The organism is Nocardia sp. GP40 (assembly GCF_050434125.1).
GTDB classification, from domain to species: Bacteria; Actinomycetota; Actinomycetes; order Mycobacteriales; family Mycobacteriaceae; genus Nocardia; species Nocardia albiluteola.
The window spans coordinates 151,718-174,554 of the sequence record NZ_JBNPVW010000006.1; the positions used below are offsets into that span (position 1 = coordinate 151,718).

26 protein-coding genes and 2 pseudogenes are annotated in these 22,837 nt (G+C 66.9%); 13 read left to right on the forward strand and 15 right to left on the reverse strand.

Annotation, left to right across the window (positions count from 1 at the left end; genetic code table 11):
• Positions 1-71 precede the first annotated feature (71 nt).
• Together ABH933_RS19590 and ABH933_RS19595 are read left to right on the forward strand one after the other, a co-directional pair.
• Entirely contained in the window at positions 72-1,445 is a 1,374-nt protein-coding gene (locus ABH933_RS19590) for an acyclic terpene utilization AtuA family protein (RefSeq protein ID WP_429423627.1), read from the forward strand.
• The gene (locus ABH933_RS19595) at positions 1,438-1,776 is read left to right on the forward strand and encodes a DUF4387 domain-containing protein (RefSeq protein ID WP_429423628.1); all 339 of its coding nucleotides are present in this window, start codon (positions 1,438-1,440) and stop codon (positions 1,774-1,776) included. The genes ABH933_RS19590 and ABH933_RS19595 overlap by 8 nt, the downstream gene beginning before the upstream one ends.
• Before the next feature lie 82 nt (positions 1,777-1,858).
• Here the strand turns inward: ABH933_RS19595 and ABH933_RS19600 are convergent, their stop codons facing one another.
• From ABH933_RS19600 to ABH933_RS19610, 3 genes are read right to left on the reverse strand one after another with little or no spacing between them, the layout of a single operon-like run.
• The gene (locus ABH933_RS19600; RefSeq protein ID WP_429423630.1) at positions 1,859-2,674 is read right to left on the reverse strand and encodes a COG4705 family protein; all 816 of its coding nucleotides are present in this window, start codon (positions 2,672-2,674) and stop codon (positions 1,859-1,861) included.
• 55 nt (positions 2,675-2,729) lie between these two features.
• The gene (locus ABH933_RS19605) at positions 2,730-2,984 is read right to left on the reverse strand and encodes an FCD domain-containing protein (RefSeq protein WP_429423632.1); all 255 of its coding nucleotides are present in this window, start codon (positions 2,982-2,984) and stop codon (positions 2,730-2,732) included.
• A 23-nt stretch (positions 2,985-3,007) separates the two neighbouring features.
• Positions 3,008-3,454 (reverse strand): GntR family transcriptional regulator, encoded by a 447-nt coding sequence (locus ABH933_RS19610; RefSeq protein ID WP_429423633.1) that lies wholly within the window; start codon positions 3,452-3,454, stop codon positions 3,008-3,010.
• A 286-nt stretch (positions 3,455-3,740) separates the two neighbouring features.
• Between ABH933_RS19610 and ABH933_RS19615 the strand changes: the two genes are divergently transcribed.
• A complete protein-coding gene (locus ABH933_RS19615) occupies positions 3,741-5,009 on the forward strand; it encodes an MFS transporter (protein WP_429423634.1) in 1,269 nt (422 codons plus the stop codon).
• Positions 5,010-5,045: 36 nt separating this feature from the next.
• Here ABH933_RS19615 and ABH933_RS19620 read toward each other — a convergent pair whose 3' ends face one another.
• Complete coding sequence (locus ABH933_RS19620) at positions 5,046-5,309, reverse strand: winged helix-turn-helix transcriptional regulator (RefSeq protein ID WP_429423636.1); 264 nt, start codon at positions 5,307-5,309, stop codon at positions 5,046-5,048.
• Positions 5,310-5,335: 26 nt separating this feature from the next.
• On the opposite strand from ABH933_RS19620, the pseudogene ABH933_RS19625 reads away from it, so the two are divergent.
• Together ABH933_RS19625 and ABH933_RS19630 are read left to right on the forward strand one after the other, a co-directional pair.
• Positions 5,336-5,716, forward strand: a pseudogene (locus ABH933_RS19625) (amidohydrolase family protein); the annotation flags it as partial.
• A gap of 94 nt (positions 5,717-5,810) precedes the next feature.
• Positions 5,811-6,122: a hypothetical protein gene (locus ABH933_RS19630; RefSeq protein WP_429423637.1), complete on the forward strand. Its 312-nt coding sequence runs from the start codon at positions 5,811-5,813 to the stop codon at positions 6,120-6,122.
• 49 nt (positions 6,123-6,171) lie between these two features.
• On the opposite strand, the gene ABH933_RS19635 is transcribed toward ABH933_RS19630, so the two are convergent.
• The 7 genes and pseudogenes from ABH933_RS19635 to ABH933_RS19665 form a co-directional block, all read right to left on the reverse strand.
• Positions 6,172-6,867: a GntR family transcriptional regulator gene (locus tag ABH933_RS19635; protein ID WP_429455056.1), complete on the reverse strand. Its 696-nt coding sequence runs from the start codon at positions 6,865-6,867 to the stop codon at positions 6,172-6,174.
• A gap of 369 nt (positions 6,868-7,236) precedes the next feature.
• Positions 7,237-7,374: a hypothetical protein gene (locus ABH933_RS19640; protein WP_429423790.1), complete on the reverse strand. Its 138-nt coding sequence runs from the start codon at positions 7,372-7,374 to the stop codon at positions 7,237-7,239.
• 119 nt (positions 7,375-7,493) lie between these two features.
• Positions 7,494-7,802, reverse strand: a pseudogene (locus tag ABH933_RS19645) (ABC transporter permease); the annotation flags it as partial.
• Between the two features lie 23 nt (positions 7,803-7,825).
• Entirely contained in the window at positions 7,826-8,125 is a 300-nt protein-coding gene (locus ABH933_RS19650) for an antibiotic biosynthesis monooxygenase family protein (protein WP_429423639.1), read from the reverse strand.
• A gap of 28 nt (positions 8,126-8,153) precedes the next feature.
• Positions 8,154-9,443 carry an MFS transporter gene (locus tag ABH933_RS19655; protein ID WP_429423640.1) on the reverse strand — a complete coding sequence of 430 codons (1,290 nt, stop codon included), beginning with the start codon at positions 9,441-9,443 and terminating at the stop codon, positions 8,154-8,156.
• Between the two features lie 56 nt (positions 9,444-9,499).
• The gene (locus tag ABH933_RS19660) at positions 9,500-10,474 is read right to left on the reverse strand and encodes an alpha-ketoacid dehydrogenase subunit beta (protein WP_429423642.1); all 975 of its coding nucleotides are present in this window, start codon (positions 10,472-10,474) and stop codon (positions 9,500-9,502) included.
• Positions 10,467-11,408 carry a thiamine pyrophosphate-dependent dehydrogenase E1 component subunit alpha gene (locus tag ABH933_RS19665; protein ID WP_429423643.1) on the reverse strand — a complete coding sequence of 314 codons (942 nt, stop codon included), beginning with the start codon at positions 11,406-11,408 and terminating at the stop codon, positions 10,467-10,469. The genes ABH933_RS19660 and ABH933_RS19665 overlap by 8 nt, the downstream gene beginning before the upstream one ends.
• Before the next feature lie 181 nt (positions 11,409-11,589).
• Here ABH933_RS19665 and ABH933_RS19670 point away from each other — a divergent pair, with 181 nt between their 5' ends.
• From ABH933_RS19670 to ABH933_RS19695, 6 genes are all read left to right on the forward strand, one after another.
• The gene (locus ABH933_RS19670) at positions 11,590-12,927 is read left to right on the forward strand and encodes a class-II fumarase/aspartase family protein (protein ID WP_429423644.1); all 1,338 of its coding nucleotides are present in this window, start codon (positions 11,590-11,592) and stop codon (positions 12,925-12,927) included.
• Positions 12,928-12,958: 31 nt separating this feature from the next.
• Positions 12,959-13,738: an SDR family NAD(P)-dependent oxidoreductase gene (locus tag ABH933_RS19675; protein ID WP_429423645.1), complete on the forward strand. Its 780-nt coding sequence runs from the start codon at positions 12,959-12,961 to the stop codon at positions 13,736-13,738.
• 8 nt (positions 13,739-13,746) lie between these two features.
• Positions 13,747-14,220 carry a VOC family protein gene (locus ABH933_RS19680; RefSeq protein ID WP_429423646.1) on the forward strand — a complete coding sequence of 158 codons (474 nt, stop codon included), beginning with the start codon at positions 13,747-13,749 and terminating at the stop codon, positions 14,218-14,220.
• 10 nt (positions 14,221-14,230) lie between these two features.
• The gene (locus ABH933_RS19685; RefSeq protein WP_429423647.1) at positions 14,231-15,139 is read left to right on the forward strand and encodes a cyclase family protein; all 909 of its coding nucleotides are present in this window, start codon (positions 14,231-14,233) and stop codon (positions 15,137-15,139) included.
• Positions 15,140-15,225: 86 nt separating this feature from the next.
• Positions 15,226-16,296, forward strand: a complete 1,071-nt coding sequence (locus ABH933_RS19690; protein WP_429423648.1) for a LacI family DNA-binding transcriptional regulator — start codon at positions 15,226-15,228, stop codon at positions 16,294-16,296.
• A gap of 414 nt (positions 16,297-16,710) precedes the next feature.
• Complete coding sequence (locus tag ABH933_RS19695) at positions 16,711-16,959, forward strand: hypothetical protein (RefSeq protein WP_429423649.1); 249 nt, start codon at positions 16,711-16,713, stop codon at positions 16,957-16,959.
• A gap of 212 nt (positions 16,960-17,171) precedes the next feature.
• Here ABH933_RS19695 and ABH933_RS19700 read toward each other — a convergent pair whose 3' ends face one another.
• Positions 17,172-17,855: a TetR/AcrR family transcriptional regulator gene (locus ABH933_RS19700; RefSeq protein ID WP_429423650.1), complete on the reverse strand. Its 684-nt coding sequence runs from the start codon at positions 17,853-17,855 to the stop codon at positions 17,172-17,174.
• 133 nt (positions 17,856-17,988) lie between these two features.
• Here ABH933_RS19700 and ABH933_RS19705 point away from each other — a divergent pair, with 133 nt between their 5' ends.
• Positions 17,989-19,071 (forward strand): NmrA family NAD(P)-binding protein, encoded by a 1,083-nt coding sequence (locus tag ABH933_RS19705; RefSeq protein ID WP_429423651.1) that lies wholly within the window; start codon positions 17,989-17,991, stop codon positions 19,069-19,071.
• Positions 19,072-19,755: 684 nt separating this feature from the next.
• On the opposite strand, the gene ABH933_RS19710 is transcribed toward ABH933_RS19705, so the two are convergent.
• The 3 genes from ABH933_RS19710 to ABH933_RS19720 are packed head-to-tail and all read right to left on the reverse strand — an operon-like array spanning position 19,756 to position 22,395.
• Positions 19,756-21,417 carry an IS701 family transposase gene (locus ABH933_RS19710; protein ID WP_429423652.1) on the reverse strand — a complete coding sequence of 554 codons (1,662 nt, stop codon included), beginning with the start codon at positions 21,415-21,417 and terminating at the stop codon, positions 19,756-19,758.
• A complete protein-coding gene (locus ABH933_RS19715) occupies positions 21,393-21,722 on the reverse strand; it encodes an acyl-CoA dehydrogenase family protein (RefSeq protein ID WP_429423653.1) in 330 nt (109 codons plus the stop codon). The genes ABH933_RS19710 and ABH933_RS19715 overlap by 25 nt, the downstream gene beginning before the upstream one ends.
• Positions 21,658-22,395, reverse strand: coding sequence for an IS110 family transposase (locus ABH933_RS19720; RefSeq protein WP_429423780.1), 738 nt, complete (start codon positions 22,393-22,395; stop codon positions 21,658-21,660). Before ABH933_RS19720 ends, ABH933_RS19715 begins: the two co-directional genes overlap by 65 nt.
• Here ABH933_RS19720 and ABH933_RS19725 point away from each other — a divergent pair.
• Positions 22,312-22,620: a hypothetical protein gene (locus tag ABH933_RS19725; protein ID WP_429423791.1), complete on the forward strand. Its 309-nt coding sequence runs from the start codon at positions 22,312-22,314 to the stop codon at positions 22,618-22,620. The genes ABH933_RS19720 and ABH933_RS19725 overlap by 84 nt on opposite strands.
• Positions 22,621-22,837: the final 217 nt, after the last annotated feature.

The window sequence follows — 22,837 nt, forward strand, 5'->3', positions numbered from 1 at the left end:
CCAGTCGCTATAGCAAATAGCAAATAGTAGGATGGGGTCGACAGCGAAGAGCGCGACGAAAGAGGTCCATCGTGAGCAGTACCAGTGACCGTCTGCGGGTGATCGTGCCGACCGGCATGCTCGGTGGCGGCTTTCCGGTCGAGTCGATCACTCGCGGCATCGAATCGGGCGCCGACGCGATCGTCGTGGACGCTGGTTCCACCGATTCCGGGCCGTACTACCTGGGGGCGGGGGTGGCCAAGACCAGCGCTGCGGCCGTGCGCCGCGATGTGGAGGTTCTGCTGACCGCCGCGGTGGGCGCGGGGATACCGCTGATCATCAGCTCGTGCGGGACCGGCGGCACCGACGCCGGGGTGGACTGGGTCGCGGACATGGTGACCGATATCGCCGCGGCCGAGCGGCTGTCGTTCCGGCTGGCCAAGATCTACAGCGATCAGAACATCGATGTGCTGCTCTCGGCTTTGGATGCCGGCCGGATCAAGCCGCTGCCTCCGCAGGGCCCGCTGCAGGCCGACACGCTGCGCTCGTGTGCGCACGTCGTCGGCATGCTGGGCCGCGAGCTGATCGCCGACGCGATCCGCGACGGCGCGCAGGTCGTGCTGACCGGGCGTGCAACCGACACCACGCCGCTCACGGCGCTGGCACTACTGCGAAACCTGCCGCCGGGGCCGGCCTTGCATGCGGCCAAAACCACCGAGTGCGGCGGACTGTGCACCCTCAATCCACTGGTGGGAGTGCTCGTAGACATCGACCGGGACGGGTTCACCATCGAGTCGCTCGATGAGCATTCCGCGACCACACCCACCTCGGTTGCCGCGCACATGCTGTACGAGAATTTCGACCCGTTCCGGCTGCGTGAGCCCTCGGGCACGCTGGACACCTCGCCGGCCACCTACACCGCCCTGGACGAGCGGCGGGTGCGCGTGGAAGGGGCACAATTCCGCGACGAGCAGTACACGATCAAACTCGAAGGCAGCGCGCCCGCCGGGTTCGAGACGATGTCCCTGGTCGGCATCCGCGACCCGAAGATCCTGGCCGACCTGTCCACGTGGACCGCATTACTGGAAAAGGTTCTCGCCCAACGAGTTCAGGACACGCTCGGCCTGGATACCGACGCCTACAACAGCGAAATACGCTGCTACGGCGCCGACGCCATCCTCGGGCCGCTCGAGCCGCAGCACACTGCTCCCCGCGAGGTCGGAGTCCAGTTACGTGTGCGCGCGGCCGATCAGGAAACATCCACCAGCATCGCGAAGATCGCCAACCCGCTGCTGCTACATCTGCCGCTACCCGGGATGGAATACCTGCCCACGTATGCGTTCTCTACCTCGCCCGCCGAGATCGAGCGCGGTGTCGTCTATGAATTCGTCCTCAACCACGCCGTCGATGTCGATACACCTGCGGAACTGTTCCGCACCGAATACAGCGAGGTGCACCATGCCTGATACCGATACCCCCACCCTGGGCGAGCTGGCCCATCTGATGCGGTCGAAGAACGCCGGCCCGTTCTGGCTGACCCTGGATGTCTTCTTCGCCAACGACTCCGACTACCAGCGGGCCGCCGCACCCGGAGCGCTCACCGCAGAGATGGTCGCCGACTGCTACCAGATCGACCCCGAGGACATCAACCTCTACCGGTTGCCCACGCTGCGGGTGATCAAGGTGTCCTTCCCGCGCCCGGTGGTGCAGGGAAGCTTCGCCGATCGAGACATGCACTCCGGGCAGCAACCGCTGCCCCTGGCCAACCTGGCGCTCGCACCGGTAGGGAACAAATAAGTACTCCGCCCGCAATCGAGGAGGAGGGCCGGGTTGCCCGGCCCTCCTCCCCTGTAGACCGCGCGCGCTCAGGCGCTGACGGTCAGGATTGTGGGCTGCGGCGCTTGCCGGCTCGCCCCAGGACGATCACCAGTGCGAGGATCGCTGCGGCCCAGACCAGGCTGATCGGCCCGGTTCCCCAGCCCAGGCCGCTGCGGCTCGGGGGCGTACCCATCCAGTCGGCGACCGAGGCGCCCAAGGGGCGGGTCAGGACGTAGGCGGACCAGAACGCCGGTATCGCGCCCAGCCCGGCCCAGCGGTAGGCGATTGCGGGCACGGCGATCGCGACCGCGAACAACACCCCCGATGACAGGTAGCCCAGATGCAGGGTGGTGGCGGTCAGGTCTCCGACGGAGGTACCGAGAGCGAAGGTTGCCATCACCGTGGCCCAGTAGAACCCTTCACGGCGCCGGGTGGTGATGGTGTGGATCGACAGTGTCTTCTCCGCGGCATGCCACCACACGAAGACCCCTGCCAGCACCGCGGCGAACACCGGAGCCGAGATCGCGTAGGGCACACCGAGCGCGACATGGACCACATCGGCGATCATCGTGCCGAACACGCTGACCATCACGACCGCGAACCAGTAGACCCCGATCACGTACCTGCTGCGACGGAATTGGACGATCAACGCGACCGCGAGTATCAGCGCCGACACTCCGATCGCAACCGCTCGCATCGACATCGTGCTGGTCAGCTGGGTCAGCAGGAAGTCCGAAAGGGTCTCCCCCATACCGGTGGTGAGGATCTTGATCACCCAGAACAGCGCGGTGATTTCGGGTACTTTGCTCAGCCCAGCCCGGACCGAGTCGGCCCCGGGCACGACCGAGTCGGTAGAACTGATTGGTGAAGGGTTCATCGCAGGGCTCCAGCAGTGATAGGAAGGGGGGCCGGGGGCAGGTGTTGCCGACCGGTCATGAGGGCGCCCCGTCGCCGGCGGCGCCGCTCACGCGGGCGTGCGCGGTGAGGTAATCGATCGCGCCGATCAGATGCCGGCGCATCAATGCCTCGACTTGGTCGCTGTCGCCGGCCCGCAGCGCCGCGAGGATCTCGCGGTGATCGCGGATCCGGCGCGACCCGATCGCCGGGTCGTCGGTGTGCATGGCCCGCACCGCTTCGACCCACGCGGCCCAGCCGAACACCGAGACGGTGTCGATGAAGCCGGCCACGAAGTCGTTACCTGCGGCGCCGGTCAGTAACTCGTCAACTCGTCGAACCTGCGCGCCAACACCAGCTGACGTTCCGGATCGACGCGGCGAGGATCGTGTTCGAGCTCGTCGACCAGCACAGTCATCTCCTCGAGCGCGCGCGCGGCGATTTTCGTGGTCGCGAACCGTACCGCCACCGCCCGCAAGAGAGCCTCGACATACATCAACTCCCGCAACGACTCCTCGGAGTGCTCGGCGACCCGAACCTGACGCGGGGACACGCGCTCGACCAAGCGTTCTTGTTCCAAGCGGCGCAGCGCCTCCCGGATCGGAGACGCGCTGACCCCCAGGCGCATCCCCAGCCCTCGCTCGGTCAACCGCTCCCCCGGCGCCAGCCCGCCCACGGCGATCTGCTCACGCAGCGCCCGGTATGCACGCTCGGCCAACGACTCAATCCGCCGCAGGGCCGTCATCTCCGCCTCCGCCGCCACGCCTACCGCCTTTTCGATCCATCGCAGCCTTCGCTATTTGCTATAGATTATAGCATCTCTCGATCGGGCGTCTCTCCTGCCGACCCGGCGACGGATGCGCGGGCCGAGCCCGAGCGATTCTCAGGATGCCGCCAGGATCCCTGGAGCTATTTGCTATAGCATGTATGTCATGGAAAGGTCGATCGATGATGCGACAGAACCCGCTCCTCCACCAGCGCCGTATAGCCTCGTGCTCGATATCGGCGCACGCCTGGATCGATTGCCGATGTCCCGGTGGCATCGCCGGATGGTGTTATTGATCGGGCTGGGCTCGTTCTTCAACTTGTTCGAGGTCGCGCTCGGCAGCTTCTTCGGGGTTCTGCTGCAACACCAGTGGTCGCTGTCGACCACGCAACTGGGCCTGGTCGCGGGATCGGTATTCATCGGTGAGATGTTCGGCTCGAGCCTGCTGGCGCCGCTGGCCGACCGGCTGGGGCGTCGCCGGATGTTCCAGCTCAATCTGCTTGTCTACTGCGGTTTTTCACTCGCCACCGCGCTGTCGCCGAACCTTGCGGTATTTCTGGTACTGCGGGTATTGGCCGGTGTCGGGCTCGGCGCGCAGCTGACCCTGGTTGACACCTACCTGTCCGAACTGCTGCCCGCCCGATCCCGGGGCCGCAGCATCGCCTGGAGCTACACCTTCGGCATGCTCGCGGTGCCGATCGCCGGCGTGCTGGCCAAGTTCGCCCACGGCACGATCGCCGGCCTGGACGGCTGGCGCTGGCTGCTGATCATGACCGCACTGGGAGGGCTTGCCGTCTGGCAGGCACGACGCCACCTCCCCGAATCACCACGATGGCTCGCCGCCATCGGCCGCGCCTCCGAGGCCGAGCGCACCCTGCGCGAAATCGAGCTGCACGTCACCGCCGACCGGCCACTCCCCGCGCCCCCCGAGGTGGTACTGACCGCGGCCGAGGCGGCCGCGGCCCCACTTTCGCCGGCGACCTACCGACTTCGCGCGATCCTGGTCTGGGTGATGCAGACCCTCGGGCCGATCGGGTTCTACGGGTTCGCCACGATCGCACCGCTTGTACTGCTGGCCAAGGGATACGACGTCGCTCACTCCCTGACCTACTCGGCGCTGAGCGCGATCGGCTACCCCCTGGGCTCACTGGTATCGGTGTATCTCACCGAACGCTTCGAGCGCCGCGCCTTGCTCATCGCCAGCTCGCTGGTGTTCGCCGCATCCGGCCTGGCATTCGGCTTCGCCAGCACCTCGGCTCTGGTCCTCGTGGCCGGATTCGCCACCACCCTGAGCTCGGTCGTCCAATCCAACGTCACCCATATCTACCAGGCCGAACTGTTCGAATCGGCCAACCGCAGCACCTCGATCGGCATCCCCTATTCGGCGTCGCGGCTGATCGCCGGTGTACTACCGCTGGCCGCGCTCACACTCATGTCGGCGATCGGTCCCGGCGGGCTGTACAGCGCCTTCGCAGTACTGCTCGTCGTCATGACCATTACCGTCCGGATTCTGGGACCACGGACCAACAACGCCTCACTCGACACCATCTGACCGGACACCGCGCTCGAACGCATTTCCGACGAGTTGTCACGTGAGGTGCACCTGGTCCTGGGATTCGGCGTTCGCGTCGTACTGGACCCGGGCCTGCAGCATGAGGTCCATGTTGTCCTGGGTCCATTGCACCAGGTGCTCGAGGATGTCGTGCAGACTCCGCCCGGAGCCGGTCAATGCGTACTGCACTCGCGGCGGAACGGTCGGATACACGGTCCTGGTCACCAGCCCATCGCGCTCGAGGTATCGCAGCGTGCTGGCGAGCATGCGATGGGTGATCCCCTCGGTCGTGCGATGCAACTCTGGCCGGATATGTCTCGGCGGTCCTGCGGGACCTCGCGCCGCATTATGGTCCCGACGACGTCTATGCCGGGACCTTGTGGGGTGCATTGCAGGCATTGAACGCCGGGATCACCACCGTCGCCGACTGGTCGCACAACCTCCCGAGTCCCGTACACACCGACGCGAACGTGCAGGCCCTGCAGGACTCCGGGATCCGCGGGATATTCCTGCACGGCGGCCCGCAGGATTTCACCGGCTACAGCGCCGACGCTCGCCGCATCCACCGGGAACGGTTCGCCGAGCACACCGCCGGACGGCTGCGCATGGGCCTGGCGTTGCGGGGCCCGGCGTTCAGCACACCCGAGGAGACCGAACGCGACTTCGAACTCGCCCGCGAACTAGGGCTGCCCATCTCCATCCACGCCGGTATGTCCGGGTTCCCCGGCACGGTCGAGACCCTGGACCGGCTCGGGCCGGGTCGTCCTGCGTGGAACCGGCGACGGCGGTCCGTTACGCGCGTTGCTGGACGAGGCCGCCGACACCGCCGAGCGGATCTTCACCGCTCGCGTCGAACGCCTCGACGCCCACGCCCGCATCCCGCTTCAGGTGGTGGCGCGCAGTTGGACGGGACAGATTCTGAACCTCATGATGTGGTGGCTCGAAGCCGGAACACCCTATACCGCCGGGGAAATGGCGCGGATGGCCCACGAACTGGCCCTGCACGGCCACCTGTGGGCACAGGGCTTCTCCGAAACCGGCGCAGGCTCCGATCCCGCCCGAACCGCGAGCATCCGCTCGCTCGCCGGGCCGGACACAACCCATCACCACTGAATCATCGCCGACACATCGCCACAGGTCTGCAGCGATCGGCCGGTGCCTATCAAAATTGGGGTACGCGCGCTGTATCCATATCCATGGCATGGGCCAGCAGGTAGTCGATCGCGGCGACCAGATGACCCCGCACCAGGGTCTCCACCGCGTCGGGGTCGCGGGCCCGCAGCGCAGTGAGGATCTCGCGGTGATCGCGGATCCGGCCCAGGCCGATGCCCGGATCCTCGGCGTGCATCGCCCGCACCGTCCGTACTCGCGCCGACCATCCGAACACTGCCACGGTATCGAGGAACCCGGCCACGACATCGTTGCCCGCCGCGGCGATCAGCAGCCTGTCGAACCGGCGGGCCAGCTCCAGCTGATGATCAGGGTCGCCGCGGCGCGGCTCGTGCTCGAGTTCGGTGACCAAGCGGTCCATCTCCTCGAGGGTGTCATCGGTGATCTTCATGGTCGCGAAACGTGCTGCCGCAGCACGTAATACGGCCTCGGTATACATCAGCTCACGCAATGATTCCTCGGACCGCTCGGCCACCCTGACCTCACGGGCGGAGATCCGCTCGAGCAGACGCTCCTGCTCGAGCCGGCGCAACGCCTCCCGGATCGGCGTCGCACTGACCCCCAGCCGCATCCCCAGCCCCCGCTCGGTCACCCGCTCACCCGGCGCCAGACCACCCGTGGCGATCTGCTCACGCAGCGACTCATACGCCCGATCGGCCAACGAACCCACCCGAGGCAGGGCCACCATCTCCGACTCCGCATTCACCGACCACCACCCACTTCCCATCACCTCGTACCGCTGTTTGCTATAGCCTACGTGGCCGTCGATGTGCGCGGAGTTTGCCGTGCCGGATCCAGCCGACCGTCGGAGTAGCCGCCGCCGAACAAGTACTGCAGTTCGCCAGCATGCGCTGAGCTGGCGCGGGTCGATGAGCGAACCACGGCGCCTTCGGGTCGGCGAACTCATAGGGCAGATGACAACTGCCAGAAGGGAACCCGACCGAGCGTGCCGATCTGCCAGCGAAGAGTGCGGAATCTCAGAATCGCGGCGGAACCGCCACGCCACCGCCAAACCTTCTGAGATTCCGCCACGAGTTTTGCGACCCTACATGAGCCGCTACTGCCCGAAACGGGCGGTGTCGAACTCACCGCGCGCGATCCCGGCGACGAACGCGGTCCACTCACCTTCGTCGAATTGAAGGCACACTCCGGTCGCGGGCGCTTCGACGAGTGCGTCGGTGCCATCGAATGTCACGCTGGCGCTGCCGTTTCGGCTGCCCGCGCCCAACCGAACCTCGTGCAGGAACGCCAGCCAGGAGGTGGGAGAAAACTCGATGATTCCTGCTTCAGGATGCTTGCTGTGCCGCACCAGAACACCGCGGCGTTGACGCCGTCGGCGACCCCGCGCAGACCGCCCTTGGCCTCCAGTCCACGCTGGCAGGCGATGACCACCACCAGGAAACCGAAGATCAGCGCCTTGATCACCGACACCCAGATATCCAGCGGCGTGGTGAAGGCGCCGAACGACGCCCAATAGCTGCCCGGCGTGACATTCAGCGCCGCCACGGCCGCGACGAAACCCGCCACGATGCCGACCACGACGATCAGGATGTTGAGCAGCGGAGCGACCAGCATCATCGCCGCGATCCGCGGGACGACCAGGCGCTGCACCAGATCGACGCCCCGGCGGGCCGTGGCCGAGTCGATCAGGTCAGTTGGGCGAGGGTTTCGTAGTGGCTGAAGGCCGGGGTTCCCGATAGGTGGTCTTGTATCGCTGCCCGGTATTGCCGGTAGGTGTCGCTGGCGCGGAATGCGTTATGGGCCTCGATGCTGGCCCATTCGATGAGCAGGATGATCTTGCCGGGCTCTTCGACGCCCCGGACGACCGTCACACTGTGGCAGCGGTGATCGCTGTTGACGAGTTCGGCTCCCGTGATGATCGCGTGTGTGGCTTGTTCGCCCGCGTCGGTGTTCACGGGTATGACGGCAATTTCCAGAACTGTCATGGCTTCTTCCGGGTGTGCGGGGTCGGGGTTATGCCATCGCCGAGGTGTGGGCCAGCGGCGCGGGATCCAGTTGTGGCCGGCGCAGCAGGATCAGTACGGCGAGGGCTCCGGCGAGCGCGAGGGCCCCGCCGATCAGGAAGGCTGGTGTGTAGCTTCCGGTGGTCTGGACCACGGCGCCGGTCACGATCGGTGCCAGGATGCCGGCCAGTGTGGAGCACATTTGGATGGTGCCCGCGAGGCGGCCGGTGTAGCCGGGGGCGGTCAGGGCGACGATCAGTGCCTGGTACTGGTAGCTGGCGAGCAGGAAGAAGATGGCGACGCAGACCAGCACCAGGCCGAGGGTCGGCGAGCGCACGAATGGTGAGGGCCCGAAACATACCGCGACCGCGATGAGGCAGCCGATGATCATCCATTTGCGTGGTTGCACAAGGCTGCCGGTTCGGATGACCAGCCGGTCGGCGACGAGGCCTCCGAGGATGAGTCCGGCCGTCGCGGCGATCCAGGGGATCGTGGCGATCGCGCCGAGGTCGGTCTTGCGTACTCCGCGGGCGCTGACCAGGTACGTCGGATACCAGGTGAGGAACATGAACAGCACCCAGGAGTAGGCGAAGAACGCGATCGACAACGCCAGCACGTGCGGCTGGCGCAGCAGTGACCAGAATCGTGGCGTGCTGTCCGGACCGGATGTCGCGGCTTCTGTGACGTCATGGTCGGCGGTGATGTAGGCGCGTTCGGCGGTATCAACGCGGGGGTGATCGGCGGGGCGGTCGCGGGCGATGAACCACCAGGCCACGCTCCACAGCACGCCGAATCCGCCGAGGATGACGAAGGTCGGACGCCACCCCATGGTGGTGCTGGACCACACGACCAACGGGGTGGCGATGATCGGTCCGATCGTGGTTCCGGACTGCGCCAGATTCAGCATGGTCGAGGTCTGCCGTTTGGGAAACCAGTTCGCGGTCAGGGTCGTGCTGATCGGAGCCTGTGGGCCTTCGCCTGCGCCGAACAGCAACCTGGCCACGATCAGCGAGGAGGCGTTCCATGCGGCAGCGGTCAGGGGAATGGTCAGTGACCATACGAGCATGCAGATCGTGTACGCCTTGCGGAGGCCGATCCGGTCCACCATGAACCCGCCCAGCAGCGCGAAGGGTGAGTAAGTCCAGAAGAAGGCGCTGAGGATGACGCCCCACAATGCGGGCGCGAAGTGGAATTCGGCCAGGATGAACGGCGCGGCCACCGACAAGGCGACTCGATCCCCGTAGTTGATCAGGCTGGCGGTGAAGTTCATCGCGAACACGCGGTAGCGGATGGTCGTCATCGTCGACTCCAGGTAGAACGTGCGGGATGGACCCGCGGAAAAGGCCGCCGGCGGTGTCAGGCGGCGGTGAAATGCGCGAGCTCGGTGTAGATCCGGTCGGCGCCGGGGATCAGTGCCGCAGCGAGTGGGCGGGCGGCGGGGATGCGGGTGTCGGCGGCGCCGATCCGCAGTGCCCGGCCGGACAGGGCGCCCGCTTCGAGGGCGCGGGTGATCACCTCACCGCCGAATCCGCCGGTCGTGTTCGCCTCGTGGACGACAGCGAGTCTGCCGCCGGTGCCGTCCAGCATCTGGTGGACCGCGTCGTGATCGAACGGGTTCAGCCACGGTGTCTCGAGCACAGTCACCGCGGTGCCGTCCGCGGCCAGCCGGTCCGCGGCGGCGAGCACCTGGTGGGTGATGGCGCCCCAGGTCACGATCGTCGCGGCCGAACCGGTGCGATGCAGCCGGGTTCCGCCGATCGGGCGCACCGGCCCGTCGGTGACGACCTGCTGCTTCTCGCCCAGGTACAGGGTGCGGTTGTCGATGACGACGACCGGGTCGTCGCAGTGCACGGCCGACATCATGAGGTCGAACGCGTCCTGTGGTGTGGATGGGATCGCGACTCGCAGGCCCGGGATGTGGGTGATCAGTGCCTCGATGTTCTGCGAGTGCTGCGCGCACGCACCGGGCGAATTCCCTTGCTGGGTGCGCACCACCAGGGGTGCGGTCAGGCGGCCCTCGGAGATGTAGCGAACGTTGGCGGCCTGGTTGATCATCTGATCGAACGCGACGAAGAAGAAATCGGCCCACATGATCTCCACGATGGGCCGGCGGCCCATCATGGCGGCGCCGACCGCCGAGCCCAGGATCGCCGATTCGCTGATCGGGGTGTCGAACACGCGGTCGCCGAAGTCTTTCCACAATCTGCGGGTCACTCCGTGCACGCCGCCGGGTTTGGCGACGTCCTCGCCGTAGAGCAGGGTTTCGGGGATCTCTTGCAGGCAGCGGCGCAACGCGGCGTTCACCGCACCGGCATAGGTGAGCTCAGGCATAAAGGTGCTCCTTCGCGGTGGCAGGGTCGGCGACCGGATCTGTGAGTGCCTGCCCGGCGGCGAGGTCGACTTCCTCGCGTGCGGCGCGCTCGATGGCGGCGGCATCGATGCCGGTGCGGACGAGTTCGGCGGTCACGACAGCGATGGGCTCGATCAGGGCGTCGGCGTCGAGTTCTCGGGGTGGGCGGTACTGCTGCACATCCCCGATGTAGTGACCGACCAGCCGCTGGGTGACGGTTTCGATGAAGCCCGGCCCGCCGCCGTCACGCGCGGTAGCGGCGAACTCGGCGACCGTGGCCCGGATCACTGCCGGATCGTTGCCATCGATGCGGCGAGCACGGATTCCCAGTGCGGTCGCCCGGTCGGTCAACTGCTCGTTGGCGACCATCTCCCGGATCGGCGTCAGCTCCGAGTACCGGTTGTTTTCGCAGATGAACAGCACCGGCAGACCGGAGGCGGCCGCGAAGTTCATCGCCTCGTACACCGCGCCCTGATTCATGGCACCGTCACCGAATACCGACATCGCTAGGCGGCCGGTACCGTCGTAGCGGCCAGCCAACGCCGCGCCGACCGCGTGCGACGCGCCCCCTCCCACGATGGAGTTCTCCCCGTAGAACCCGTATTCGGGGGCGCTGAAGTACGCCGAACCGCCGCGGCCGCCGTTCACTCCGGTCGCGCGACCTAGCAATTCGGCGAACAGCGGCCGTAACGGGGTTCCGCGAGCGATCGCCCATCCGTGGCCTCGATAGGTCGCGAACAGTGCGTCGGCCGCGCCGAGTGCGTCACAGGCTCCGACGGGACCGGCTTCCTGGCCGATGCACAGGTGCACCGAACCGGGAACATCACCAGCCTTGTGCAGGGCTTGGATCTTCTCCTCGAACGCTCTGATCCGCCACATCGCGTGCAGATCGGCCGAGAGTTGATTGTTGGTCACAGGCACCTCCACTGGGTGAACGACGGCAACCGCACATTGCAAGTCAAACGATTGACCTACCTAAACACAGGGCTTCGCGAAACGCAATGTCTGATTTGAACTCCCATTAACCCTTGCAGTCCATACTTGGACGACGTACGTTTAGTCAATCGTTTGACTACGTGGTGATCGAAGGAGTGTGATGAATACGCAGCGGTTCGAGATGCTGCTGGGCCTGTACGGCGACGAGCCGATGACCCGGATATTTTCCGAGCAGGAAACGATCCGGTCGTGGCTGCGGGTCGAGGTGGCGCTCGCCGCCGCCCAGGCCGATCTCGGCGTGGTCGAACCCGCCGACGCGCAGGCGATCGCCGCCGCCGCGAAGCTCGACACGATCGATCGCGATCGGCTCTGGAACGAGACCCGCACCGTCGGATATCCGATCCTGTCGCTGGTCCGTCAGATCGATGCCGCGCTGCCGCACGCTCATCGGGGTCGTGTGCATTACGGTGCCACCACCCAGGACATCATGGACTCCGGGCTCGCGGTGCAACTGGACGCCGCCGCACAACGGCTGGGTGTGTTGCTCGGCGAGTTCGGTGACGCACTGGCACGACTGGCCCAGGCACATGCGGGCACGGTAATCGCCGGGCGCACCCACGCGATGCAGGCCGTGCCGTCCACGCTCGGGGCGAAACTGGCCACCTATCTGGCCGAGCTCGCCCGGCATCGGGACCGCCTCGCCGCGGCACGAACGCGGGCAGCGGTCGTGTCGCTGTTCGGCGCGGCCGGTACCTCCGCCGCCTACGGCGAGCACGCGACCGGGTTACGCGCCGCGGTCGCACGACGGCTCGGGCTCTCGACCACCGAGGTTGCCTGGCATGTCGCCCGGGACGGGCTCGCCGAATTCGGTGCGGTCTGCGCGCTGCTCGCGGGCACCTGTGCGCGGTTCGCGCGCGAGGTGGTCGACCTGTCCCGCACCGAGATCGGCGAGGTGGCCGAGGCGGCGGGCCATCACCGCGGGGCGTCGTCCACGATGCCGCAGAAGGCCAATCCGATCGAGTCCGAGGCGGTGATCGGCGCCGCCATCACCGCCGGCGCGCTGAGTTCGGCACTGTTTCGGATCATGGAGGCGGGCCACGAGCGTGCCGCCGGGGAGTGGCAGGCCGAATGGCAGGTCCTGCCGCAGCTGGTGTGCCTGGGCGCCGCCGCGCTGCGCACCGCCACGTCGATCGCCACGGGCCTGCAGGTATTTCCCACCGCGATGCGCGCCAACCTGAACGCCGACGGCGGGCTGGTGCTGGCCGAGGCCTACATGATGAACCTGGCCCCACGCATCGGCCGCGAACAAGCACACGACATCGTCTATCTGGCCGCGGCCCGATGCCGCAGTACCGGGCAGGCCCTGCACAGTGCGATACGTGCCGAACTGCCCGCCGACATCGCCGATACGGTCGAAGAATTGACCCCCGATTCCTACCTCGGTCAGCCCTACCAGGCCGTGGAAGCAGCCTTGGGCCTGTGGCATACCCGCCCGTGACCCTCGATCAGCCCCAGAACAAGGAGGTTCGGTGGACCGTTTCACCGGAAAGACCGTGCTCGTCACCGGCGCGGGCGGCGGAATAGGACGCGCGTGCGCGACCCTGCTCGCCGCCCACGGCGCCCGCGTCGCGGTCGCCGACATCGCCCGTGAACCCGCCCGCGCCACCGCGGAGCTGATCACCGCCGCCGGCGGGCTCGCCCGCGCCTACGCGATGGACGTGACCTCGAGCCAGCAGGTGCACGACACGGTGGCCCGCACCGAGGACGATCTCGGACCGATCACCCTGGCGGTATCCGCGGCCGGCATAATCCGCGATCAGCCGTTCCTCGAACTGAACGAAACCGGCTGGGACACAACGATGTCGGTCAACCTCAAGGGGACTTTCCTGCTGTTCCAGACCGTCGCGCGACGAGCACAACACCACGGCGGCGGGGCCATGGTCGCGATCGCCTCGATCGCCGGCCGCAGCGGCAGACCCACCGCCGCGGACTATGCGGCCAGCAAGGCCGGTGTCATCAGCCTCGTGCGGTCCGCCGCGCTGGCGCTGGCGCCGTCCCAGATCACGGTCAACGCCGTCTGCCCGGGCGTGGTCGACACCGAGATGACCCGGGCGATCCACGAGCGCCGCGCCCAGATCAACCACATCACGGCCGAGGAATCCTTCGCCCGGCAGGCAGCCCAGATCCCGCTGGGCCGCATCGTATCTCCCACCGAAATCGCCGAGGCCGCAGCGTTTCTGCTCTCACCCGCGGCATCCACCATCACCGGGCAGGCCCTCAACGTCTGCGGCGGCCTGGAAATGAATTGAGGGACACCATGTTGCACGGAGTTTGGCACTTCAGCTTCACCGTCGCCGATCTGGACACCTCGATCGACTTCTACACCGGCCACCTGGGATTCGAGCTGATCCTCACCCAGGAACAGAGCAACGACTACACCCGCCGCCTGGTCGGCTACCCCGACGCGCACCTGCGAATCGCCCAGCTGGTCGTGCCCGGTCAGCCCCGCGGGCTGTCCAGCCACGACCTGGAACTGGTGCAGTACCTGCAGCCCGTCGGCAGTCGTGGCGAGGCCGAGATCTGCAACCCCGGCGCCGCGCATCTGGCCGTGGCAGTCGACGACATCCACGCCCGCTATCAGGCGCTGACCGCAGCGGGAGTCACCTTCTACTCCCCGCCCAACGACATCACCGCTGGGGTCAACACCGGCGGATACACCTGCTACTTCGAAGATCCCGACCAGATCGTGCTCGAAATGGTGCAACCACCCGCACACCGGCTACCGAAATGAGGACCTGGCCATGACCAGCCCGACCATGACCGACGACGAACTCATCGCCCTGTTCGACCGCTGCTCGAACACCGGAAAATGGGGCCCTCACGACGAACTCGGCACCCTGAACTACATCACCGACGACACCCGTGCCGCCGCAGCCGCCCTGGTCACCCACGGCCGCAGCGTATCGATCGGGCGCGATATGTCCACCGTCGCCGACCAGCTCAACACCGACCCCCTGCGGCACCGGATGCTGTTCGACGCCACCCCACCGACCTCGGCACTGGACAGCATCGAACTGGCAACACACGGCTTCGCCGTCACCCACCTCGACGCCGTCACCCACGTGTTCTGGGAAGGCAACGCCTACAACGGCCGTCGCGCCGAGCATGTGATGCGCCCCGACGGGCTGCGCGCCGGCTCGATATACGCCCAACGCCAGGGCATCGTCACCCGCGGTGTGCTCCTGGACATCACCGCCGTGCGCGGCGCCGCCTACCTGGACCCCGGGGAGACGGTCACCGCCGCCGAGCTCACCGCCGCCGAGGAACTGACCGGAACCACCGTCACCCGCGGGGACGCGGTGTTCGTCCACGTCGGGCTCGAACGCCGCGAGGCCGAGCACGGCACCGAGAACCCCGCCGTGCGCGCCGGCCTGCACGCCGACTGCCTGCCCTGGCTGCACGATCGCGAAGTGGCGGTCTACAGCGGCGACTGCGTCGAACGGATCCCCTACCCCAGCACCGCGGTCCCTCTCCCGCTACACCAAATCGGTTTGGTGGCAATGGGATTGGTGCTGCTGGACTGTCCCCGCCTCACCGAACTCGTCGAAGTCTGCGGCGAACTGCACACCACCCAATTCCTGCTGACCGTCGCGCCGCTGCGCATCCGCGGAGCCACCGGCTGCCCGGTCAACCCCCTGTGCCTGTTCTGACCCGAACCCGGCAACCTGACTACCGGCGGTACGGAATTGCTGCTCTAGGGTGGGCAGTACCCGACCAGTGGGACGAAAGGCAGGGTATGCCCGAGACGCCGAAAACGGCACGGCCACCCAAAGTCACGCTCAAAGACGTCGCCCACCTGGCCGGGGTCGACCGATCCGTGGTCTCCCGCATCATCAACAACGACCCCAACCTCAGCATCCGCCCCGAAACCCGCCTGCGCGTCCAGCAGACCATCGACAGGCTCGGCTACCGCCCCAACGCCGCCGCACGCAGCCTGCGCACCGCCCGCGCCTACATGTTCGGCCTGCTCATCCCCGACTTCGCCAACCCCGTCTACGCCGAGATCATCACCGGCGCCGAACGCGCCGCCGGCGAACTCGGCTACGCACTGATGACCGCCAGCTCGGCCGGTGTCCGGTTCGCCCTGCCCCATTACCTCGAACTCATCGGGCAGGGCCGCGTCGACGGACTGCTGTTCGCCGGCGAAGAAACCGGACACGAACTCGAACAACTCCGAGCCTCGAACATCCCCTGGGTACTGGTCAACAGACGCACCCAGGGCTCACGCCGATACGTCATCCTCGACGACGAACGCGCCGGCCACATCGCGGTCGACCACCTCGTCTCCCTCGGACACACCCGCATCGCCCACCTCGCCGGACCGGCTGGCGCCGACACCGCCCACCGACGACGCGCCGGATACCTGTCCGCCATGGCCACCGCGGGGCTGGCAACCACCCCCGACCTGATCTCCCACGCCGACTACACACCCGCGGGCGGCGCCACCGCCATGGACGAGCTGCTCTCGGCCCCGCAACCCCCCACCGCGGTATTCGTCGCCAACGTCGCCTCCGCAGTCGGCGCGCTGCACGCCATCCACGAACGAGGACTCTCCGTCCCCCGGGACATCTCTGTCATCGCCGTGCACGACATGCCCCTGGCCGGCCACCTCGTGCCCGCCCTCACCACAGTACGAATGCCACTCGAACAACTCGGGCACCGAGCGCTACAACTACTCGCACAACGCGAACCCACCGAACCGATCACCGAAACCGTCACCGACCCCGTCGAACTGATCGTGCGCCAATCCACCGCACCACCACCGAAGCACGACAACCCGACAGTGCCGCAACAGGCGGGGAAATAACGTAACCGGATCTCGGAACCAACAACGACTTCCAGACCCCACTGGATTCGACCCTCGAAAAACCAAGTGCAGGGCACCTTCACCGTGACAGGGCACCGCGGTCACCGGCGGCGAGGACGGCAGCGTGCACATCCGGTGCTCCGGAGTACTACACGGTCCGGGCATTGCCGGCACCGCAGGTCGAACCGATCGCACGTTCTGGGCCAGAGACTCCACCCCGCACCGGGCGACGAGCTCCCCGCGATGATCGACCGGACCCGACCCGAACTGTTCGAGTCACAACACGATCACATCCACCCCAGCGCTCGCCGAGATGCAGCGCCGCGAGGACGAGATGCTCGCTGGCGAGTTCCGTCGCCGAGCACTCGACGGCATCGGCGAACCGATCCGCACGACCGACAACGGAGCAGCCGAGTGAGCGCCCTGCCGACACAAGAGCAGATCTTCACCCATGCGGCGGCCGCGGCGCGCAACGCGGCCTCGGCGCTGTCGGATGTGCGCGACTGGCTCAACGCCGACTGGCCCGATCGGCAATCGTTGACCGACGAAGCAGCCGGCGCCCGAAGTGGGGTCCGCGTCAAGCTCGAAAACCTCAAGACAGAAATCTACGACCTCGAAGAACAGCTCCGCGGTGGCGCGAAAAGTCTCCGCAACCGGCGGTAGCCGGACGTCTCATCAACGGAAGCGATCTCGATATGTCCGACGCACAACCGACCAACTGGGAGGAGCTGAAGTTTCACTCATGGCGGGGAGGCCCGAAGACATCGAACGCGATACCCGCTGCGCGGACCCGATCCGCAGGACCCGCGGGGTCAGGCACGGCGGGTCGGACGACTACCGCTATGTGTGGTCGGGCAACCGAGTAATACGTTTAGTTAGGCCTCGTTCAACAGCCCCCGCTCGATCAGGGTGAGCACCTGGCCCCGCGCGAATTCGACGTTTGCCGGGTTGGCCGGTAGCGGCCCGTCGAGCAGTAGGCTGGCAAGGCCGTGCACCGCTGACCAGGCGCCAATTTCGGCTCCGGGCCTGCGGTGTGGGTCCATGAGGCCTGCGGCTTCGGCTTGGTCCAGTACCTGACCCAGGATCTCGAATGGGTCACTGTCATCGCCCCCGCCGCTAGCGCGCCCACCGCCATCCGCCACCTCCGCCTCAGAGGTGGGGGGATGCGAGGTGAAGGCGGTCCGGAACAGCCCGGGCTGGGCCAGTGCGAAATCAACGTAGGCCATGCCGACCGCTTCCAATCGCTTGCGCGGGTCCCTGGCGCGCTTGACGCGTCGGCGCATCTCGGCGGCGAGTTCGTTTCGTGCGTACCTCGATACCTCGGCCAGCAGCGCGTCCCGGTCAGTGAAATGGCGGTAGGCCGCCGAGTGTGACACTCCGGCCGCGCGGGCGGCCTCACGCAGGATCACCCGCTCGGGCCCGCCCTCCCGGGCCAGTGCGATGCCCGCTTCGATCAAGGCCGAGCGCAGCGCGCCGTGGTGGTAGGACTTCCGCCGCGGCGGCTCGCTGTCGCCCCTGCGCGGCTCGGCGTTGACCACGTGTTGGTGGGTGCTGCTCATGGCTTTCAGGCTGCCACGCCCCCCCGATGTTGACAATGGTCACATCTCGAAGCACACTGGGAATGTGACCAGTGGAAACTTCGTTACAGCCGAAGGTCCACGAACCAAGACACAAACCCGGAAAGGAACTCCGATGACAACCACTCGCGTGCTGGTTACCGGCGCCACCGGAAAGATCGGCGGAGCCGTCGCCGCCCAATTATTGGAGAAGGGCGTGCCGACAAGGGCTTTGGTGCATCGCGACGATGCGCGCAGCGCCCGGCTAAGGGCTCTGGGCGCCGAAACGGTCGTCGCCGACATATTCGATATTCAGCAGGTACAGGCCGCGGTGGACGGGGTCGACCGGCTGTTCTTCAACCCCCCGTACCACCCCCATGCACTCGACAGTGCGATCGCCTTCGCCGTGGCCGCGCGGCGCTCGGGTGTCGAGGCCGTGGTGGCGCTGGGGCAGTGGCTGGCCAGCCCCGAGCATCCCTCGCTGATGACCCGCCAGCACTGGTTGATCGACAAGCTGTTCGAGCTGCTGCCCGATACCGCCCACGTCGCGGTTGACCCCGGCTGGTTCGCCGACAACTACCTGCAGTTCATCGGTATGGCCGCCCAGCTGGGCGTGCTGCCCGCGCCGACTGGGGGCGGACGCAACGCGCCTCCCTCTAACGAAGATGTTGCCCGTGTTGCGGTGGGTGCGCTGCTTGATCCGCACCGTCATGACGGTCGGGCCTACCGCCCGACCGGGCCCACGCTGCTCACCGGAGCAGAGATCGCCGACGCCGTGGGTGAGGCGTTGGGCCGACGGGTGCGCCACATCGATGTTCCCCCACGGATGCTCATGAAGGCCGTGCGCGTGAACGCGAAACGACTCGGTTTCGACCTGTACTTGGAGTCTGGCTTACGCCACTACGCGCTCGAGGCCGCGCTGGGGACCTGGGAGGTGGGCGGCCCCACCACCCACGTCCGTGATGTCGCTGGCGTCGAACCCGAAGACTTTCTGACCATCGCTCGCCGCTACGCGACCCGCTCGGAAACCCGGCGTACTGCAGGGAATCTCATCCGCCAAATCTGGAACTTCACGTTGACCGGTCTCGTACCGATGCACGACCTGGACCGCTTCGATCGACTCCAGCAGCACCCGCAGCCCGCGTACCCCAGGCTTTCGGGCCAATCCGCAGTCTGGCGCAGCGAACACACCACATCAACCGAGACCAGTCGGGCATAGTTCTGCGTTCCTGCCCGTGCTACAGCCAGGGTTCAGCCAATTTGGTGGACCCGTCGAACTGTGGCGCCGAAACCTCGGCAACGTCAGCGGTACGTGGAATGGCCCGCGTACAGGGTCTGCCGCGGCTGCGTGTGGTATGCGGTGCCCTTGTGACCGCGCACCCGTGACCCCACCGCACGGTTCGGCCGACGTGGCTCTGTTCACCAACCCTGCAAGTTCAGGCGGTCAGCGAATCGGGGATCCGAAGGCGTTGTATGGGGCGGCCTGAACTCCGCTGTCGACCGCCGCTGTGAGAGCGAGAGTGCCTGCGGTGGCGGCCAACCGGCGCAGTACCTTTCCCCGTTTGTGTACCGGCGTCGGGCGTCGGCGCGTCGTGCCCGGTCGGTGAGCCGGATCGCGTGGATCCGGCCATCGGCACCAGTTTCCACCGTGACGTGCCCACCCGCCGAGACAACCGTTGTGCGATGTCCGGCCAGGGCCGCACGTGCTGTCTCTATCGGATCGTCGATCGAATCCGCTTCCGCCCCTTCCTCATTCCTTCCAACTGCCCCACTGTGCCAGAGACGGGTAAGCTCCTCGGAAGTATCGAGTCACGTTTGGGATCCCCTGGCGCCAACGGGCACCGATGACGGTAATCTGCAGCTATGAACACGCATTTGATGCGAGTTCACCCCAATTTGCCGGTCAGAATGTGGATTTGGTGCGGTGCTCGGCGACGACCGCAGGTGAGTGCCCGGCCAGGTGGTACCAGAGGATCACCAGAGTCTGGGTGAGCATCCCGAACGGGACGGTGCGCTCCACCGCCAACCGGGTGCGGTTGCGGGCCTCGCCGGCGCCGGTGACGTGTTTGGCGTCGACGAATGCGACCTCGATCGACCAGTGGGCGGAATACCGGGCGATGAGTTCGGCTGCCGCAGTGGTGGTGTCGGTGGTCAGTAGCGCCAGTCCGGGGCGGCGGGGCTCGCGCACAATCAGCACTCGGACGGGCTGGGAGCGGAACGCGCCGTACCACAGGCAGCGTCGTTCGTGCACGGTCACGGTGGCAGTGCGGCCGTAGCGAGTCACCGTGATCTGCACGCCCGCGGTGGTAGCTGCCAGCTCGGACGGTGTGCCGATCCTGGCGCCCTGGGTACGGGGCCGACCTCGCCGACCCCGCATATTCGGCGGGTTGTCCAGGTCGGGATGCACCTCGTACAGGGCAGCGTTGCGGGGCAACGGCGCGGTCAATGTCACGTTCACGGGCAGGTGCCGCAGGGCGCTGCACACATACGCGCCGTCGGCGACGACATGGGCGGTATGGTCGGGGCGCGCGGCGGCGATCCGGCCGATCAGCTCGCGGGCGAGAATCGTTTTGGTTGGCCCGCCGGGACGCCATAACCGGAACAGCACCGGCAGTGCGATCGGGTGGTCTGCGAACGGCAGATCGACCACCACCGCGGCAACCACGAAGGTGGTGCCGCGCGAAAGTTTGGCCTGTCCCTTGGCGACCTGGCGGGAGCCGTCGTAGGCCCACACCGCGCCGTGCACCTTCTTGCCGCTGCGCCGGAACAACGTGCCATCGACCGCGATGAGCAGCGGCGTACCGGTCGGGGTGAGCCAGCCGATGACCAGCCCCAGCATGGTCAGTCCGACCTGGTCGAGGCTCCAGGTGGTGGTGGCGAAGAACCGGTGCGTGCGAGCGTGATGGCCACCCATCCGGGCGGCGGTGAGCATGCCGCACACAGTCCGCCGGGTCGGGGCGGCGATCATCCCGATCGTCAGCGTGACGAAGGTGGTGAACGTCGGAGTGGTGAAACACGGCCGGAACGCACCGACCACGGCCGCGGCATGGGCGGCCGCGTACTTCGCGGCGATGGTCGAGACGAGGGCGTGCGCAGATCCGGCGATCCGATCTTCGGTCGCGCGCTCGCAGATGGCTTGTGCGCCTTCGACATCCACCAAGCAGCGGCCGAGCGTCGCACGGATCAGCTGGTGCTCGGCGGGCGCGGAACCACCCTGAACGCGGGTGGCGGCGTGCGCGGCGGCGTCGGCGAGACAGGCTCGCGCGATCCCGACGCACCCCCACGCGACGGTGAACCGCCCGTGGTCCAGGGCCGTGCCGACGACATGGGACAGGCCGAATCCCGGCGGTGCGATCAGTTGCGCGGCGGGTATCCGCACGCGGTCGAACCGATTGTGGGCCACCCTGGCGCCGCGCAGGCCGAGCTGGCCCTCGACCGGCTCCACGGAGACGCCGGGACGGTCGCGTTCGACGAGTGCGGCGCACAGTCCGCCGTCCGCCGTGCCGAGTACCAGGAACACGTCGGCAACCTGGCCGAACGTCACCCACAGTTTGTGTCCGGACACCAAACGGTCCGCGCCATCGGCCTCGAAAGTTGTTGCGACACCTGCCAAGTCGGTCCGGCCCCGGCCTCGGTCGCCGCCAGCGCGGCAACGACCTCCCCCGCGGTGAGCCCGGGCAGCCAGGCGCGGCGCTGCTCGGCGGTGCCCCAGCGATCCAGCGCGGCGGCGACCATGCCGTGCACGGTGACCAGCGATCGCAGACTGGTGCAACACTGTCCGAGCGTCGCCGCGATTCGGCCGAGTTCACGCGCATCCAGTCGACAACGCGTGATCGATGCGGGCCTGCGACCGCACAGAGCCGACAACAAGGAAAAACGCTGGCTCGAGCACGCGCTCTTGGACGCGCTGATGTCGGCGGCACATGAAAAATCGATCTGGCACGCAGTTGGTGATTGACCCGTTCGGGATGCGAAGGGGCGGTTGATAGTTCATCATGTTGCAGGTGTTCTGATCTTGGAACGATGAGGGTCCGGCCTTGTCCGCCAATCGCTCCGCGGAATACACGCCTTGCTCTCGCAGCCATTCGGTTATCACCGCAGTCGCGGCCTCGCGCAGCACCGCGGGTGTCGGAAAACCGGTCAGCAGTACCAGCGGGCCCTTCGTGCCCAGATCCAGAACCCGCTCCAGCGCCGGACCGATCGCCAGTATCTGATCGCGCAACCGGTTCACTGCACGGGTCCGGTTGGAGACCAAGTCTTCCCGGCGAGCCACCAGCATTCGCAACTCGGCGATCAACTCGTCCCGCACCCGGACCGGCGTCAGCTCACGACGCAACCGCGCCTGATCGGCCATCAGGTACGCATCGCGGGCATCGGTTTTCCCGGCGCCGCGGTAGGTGGTCGCCGCCAGGTTCACTGTCGCACCGGGTACATACACCACCCGCTGGCACGTCCGACGTTGACGTTGCTGTCGTACTACCTGCTCACCGGTCCCACGACCCCGGCAGACGACCGGGCGGTGCGCGCCGCTGCCGCGTACCATCCGACGAGACGTCTCGGGGCCCTCGTCGGTGAGTGCGGTCAGCTCGGGGCGGCCCGGAAACTGTATGGGCCCGAGCAGATCACGGACACGGTGCAGGTCCGCATCCAGATGCGGGAAGACAGCGGAATCGATCTCACGGGACACGCACACGCTCCCTTCTTCCCAGTCGCGGTGTCCGGCGGGAGCTTCGCCTTCCAGGGCGCCATTCTGTCGCAGACGCTTTGATGTCTATGTCGCAGTCGACTTCAACAGGACGTGGGGAGGTGAGACGGCGAGAACCGGTAGACCGCCTCGGCCGGTCGGAGTTCGCAAAATCTCGGCCACCGACTCAGAAGATCACAGCCTGAGCTCGGGTTGTCGAACGGAACCAACTGGAAGGGGCGTGCGACCTTCACTTCCCAACTATAGGAATAGTCGATGTTTGCATGTGAGAGTCTTTCCA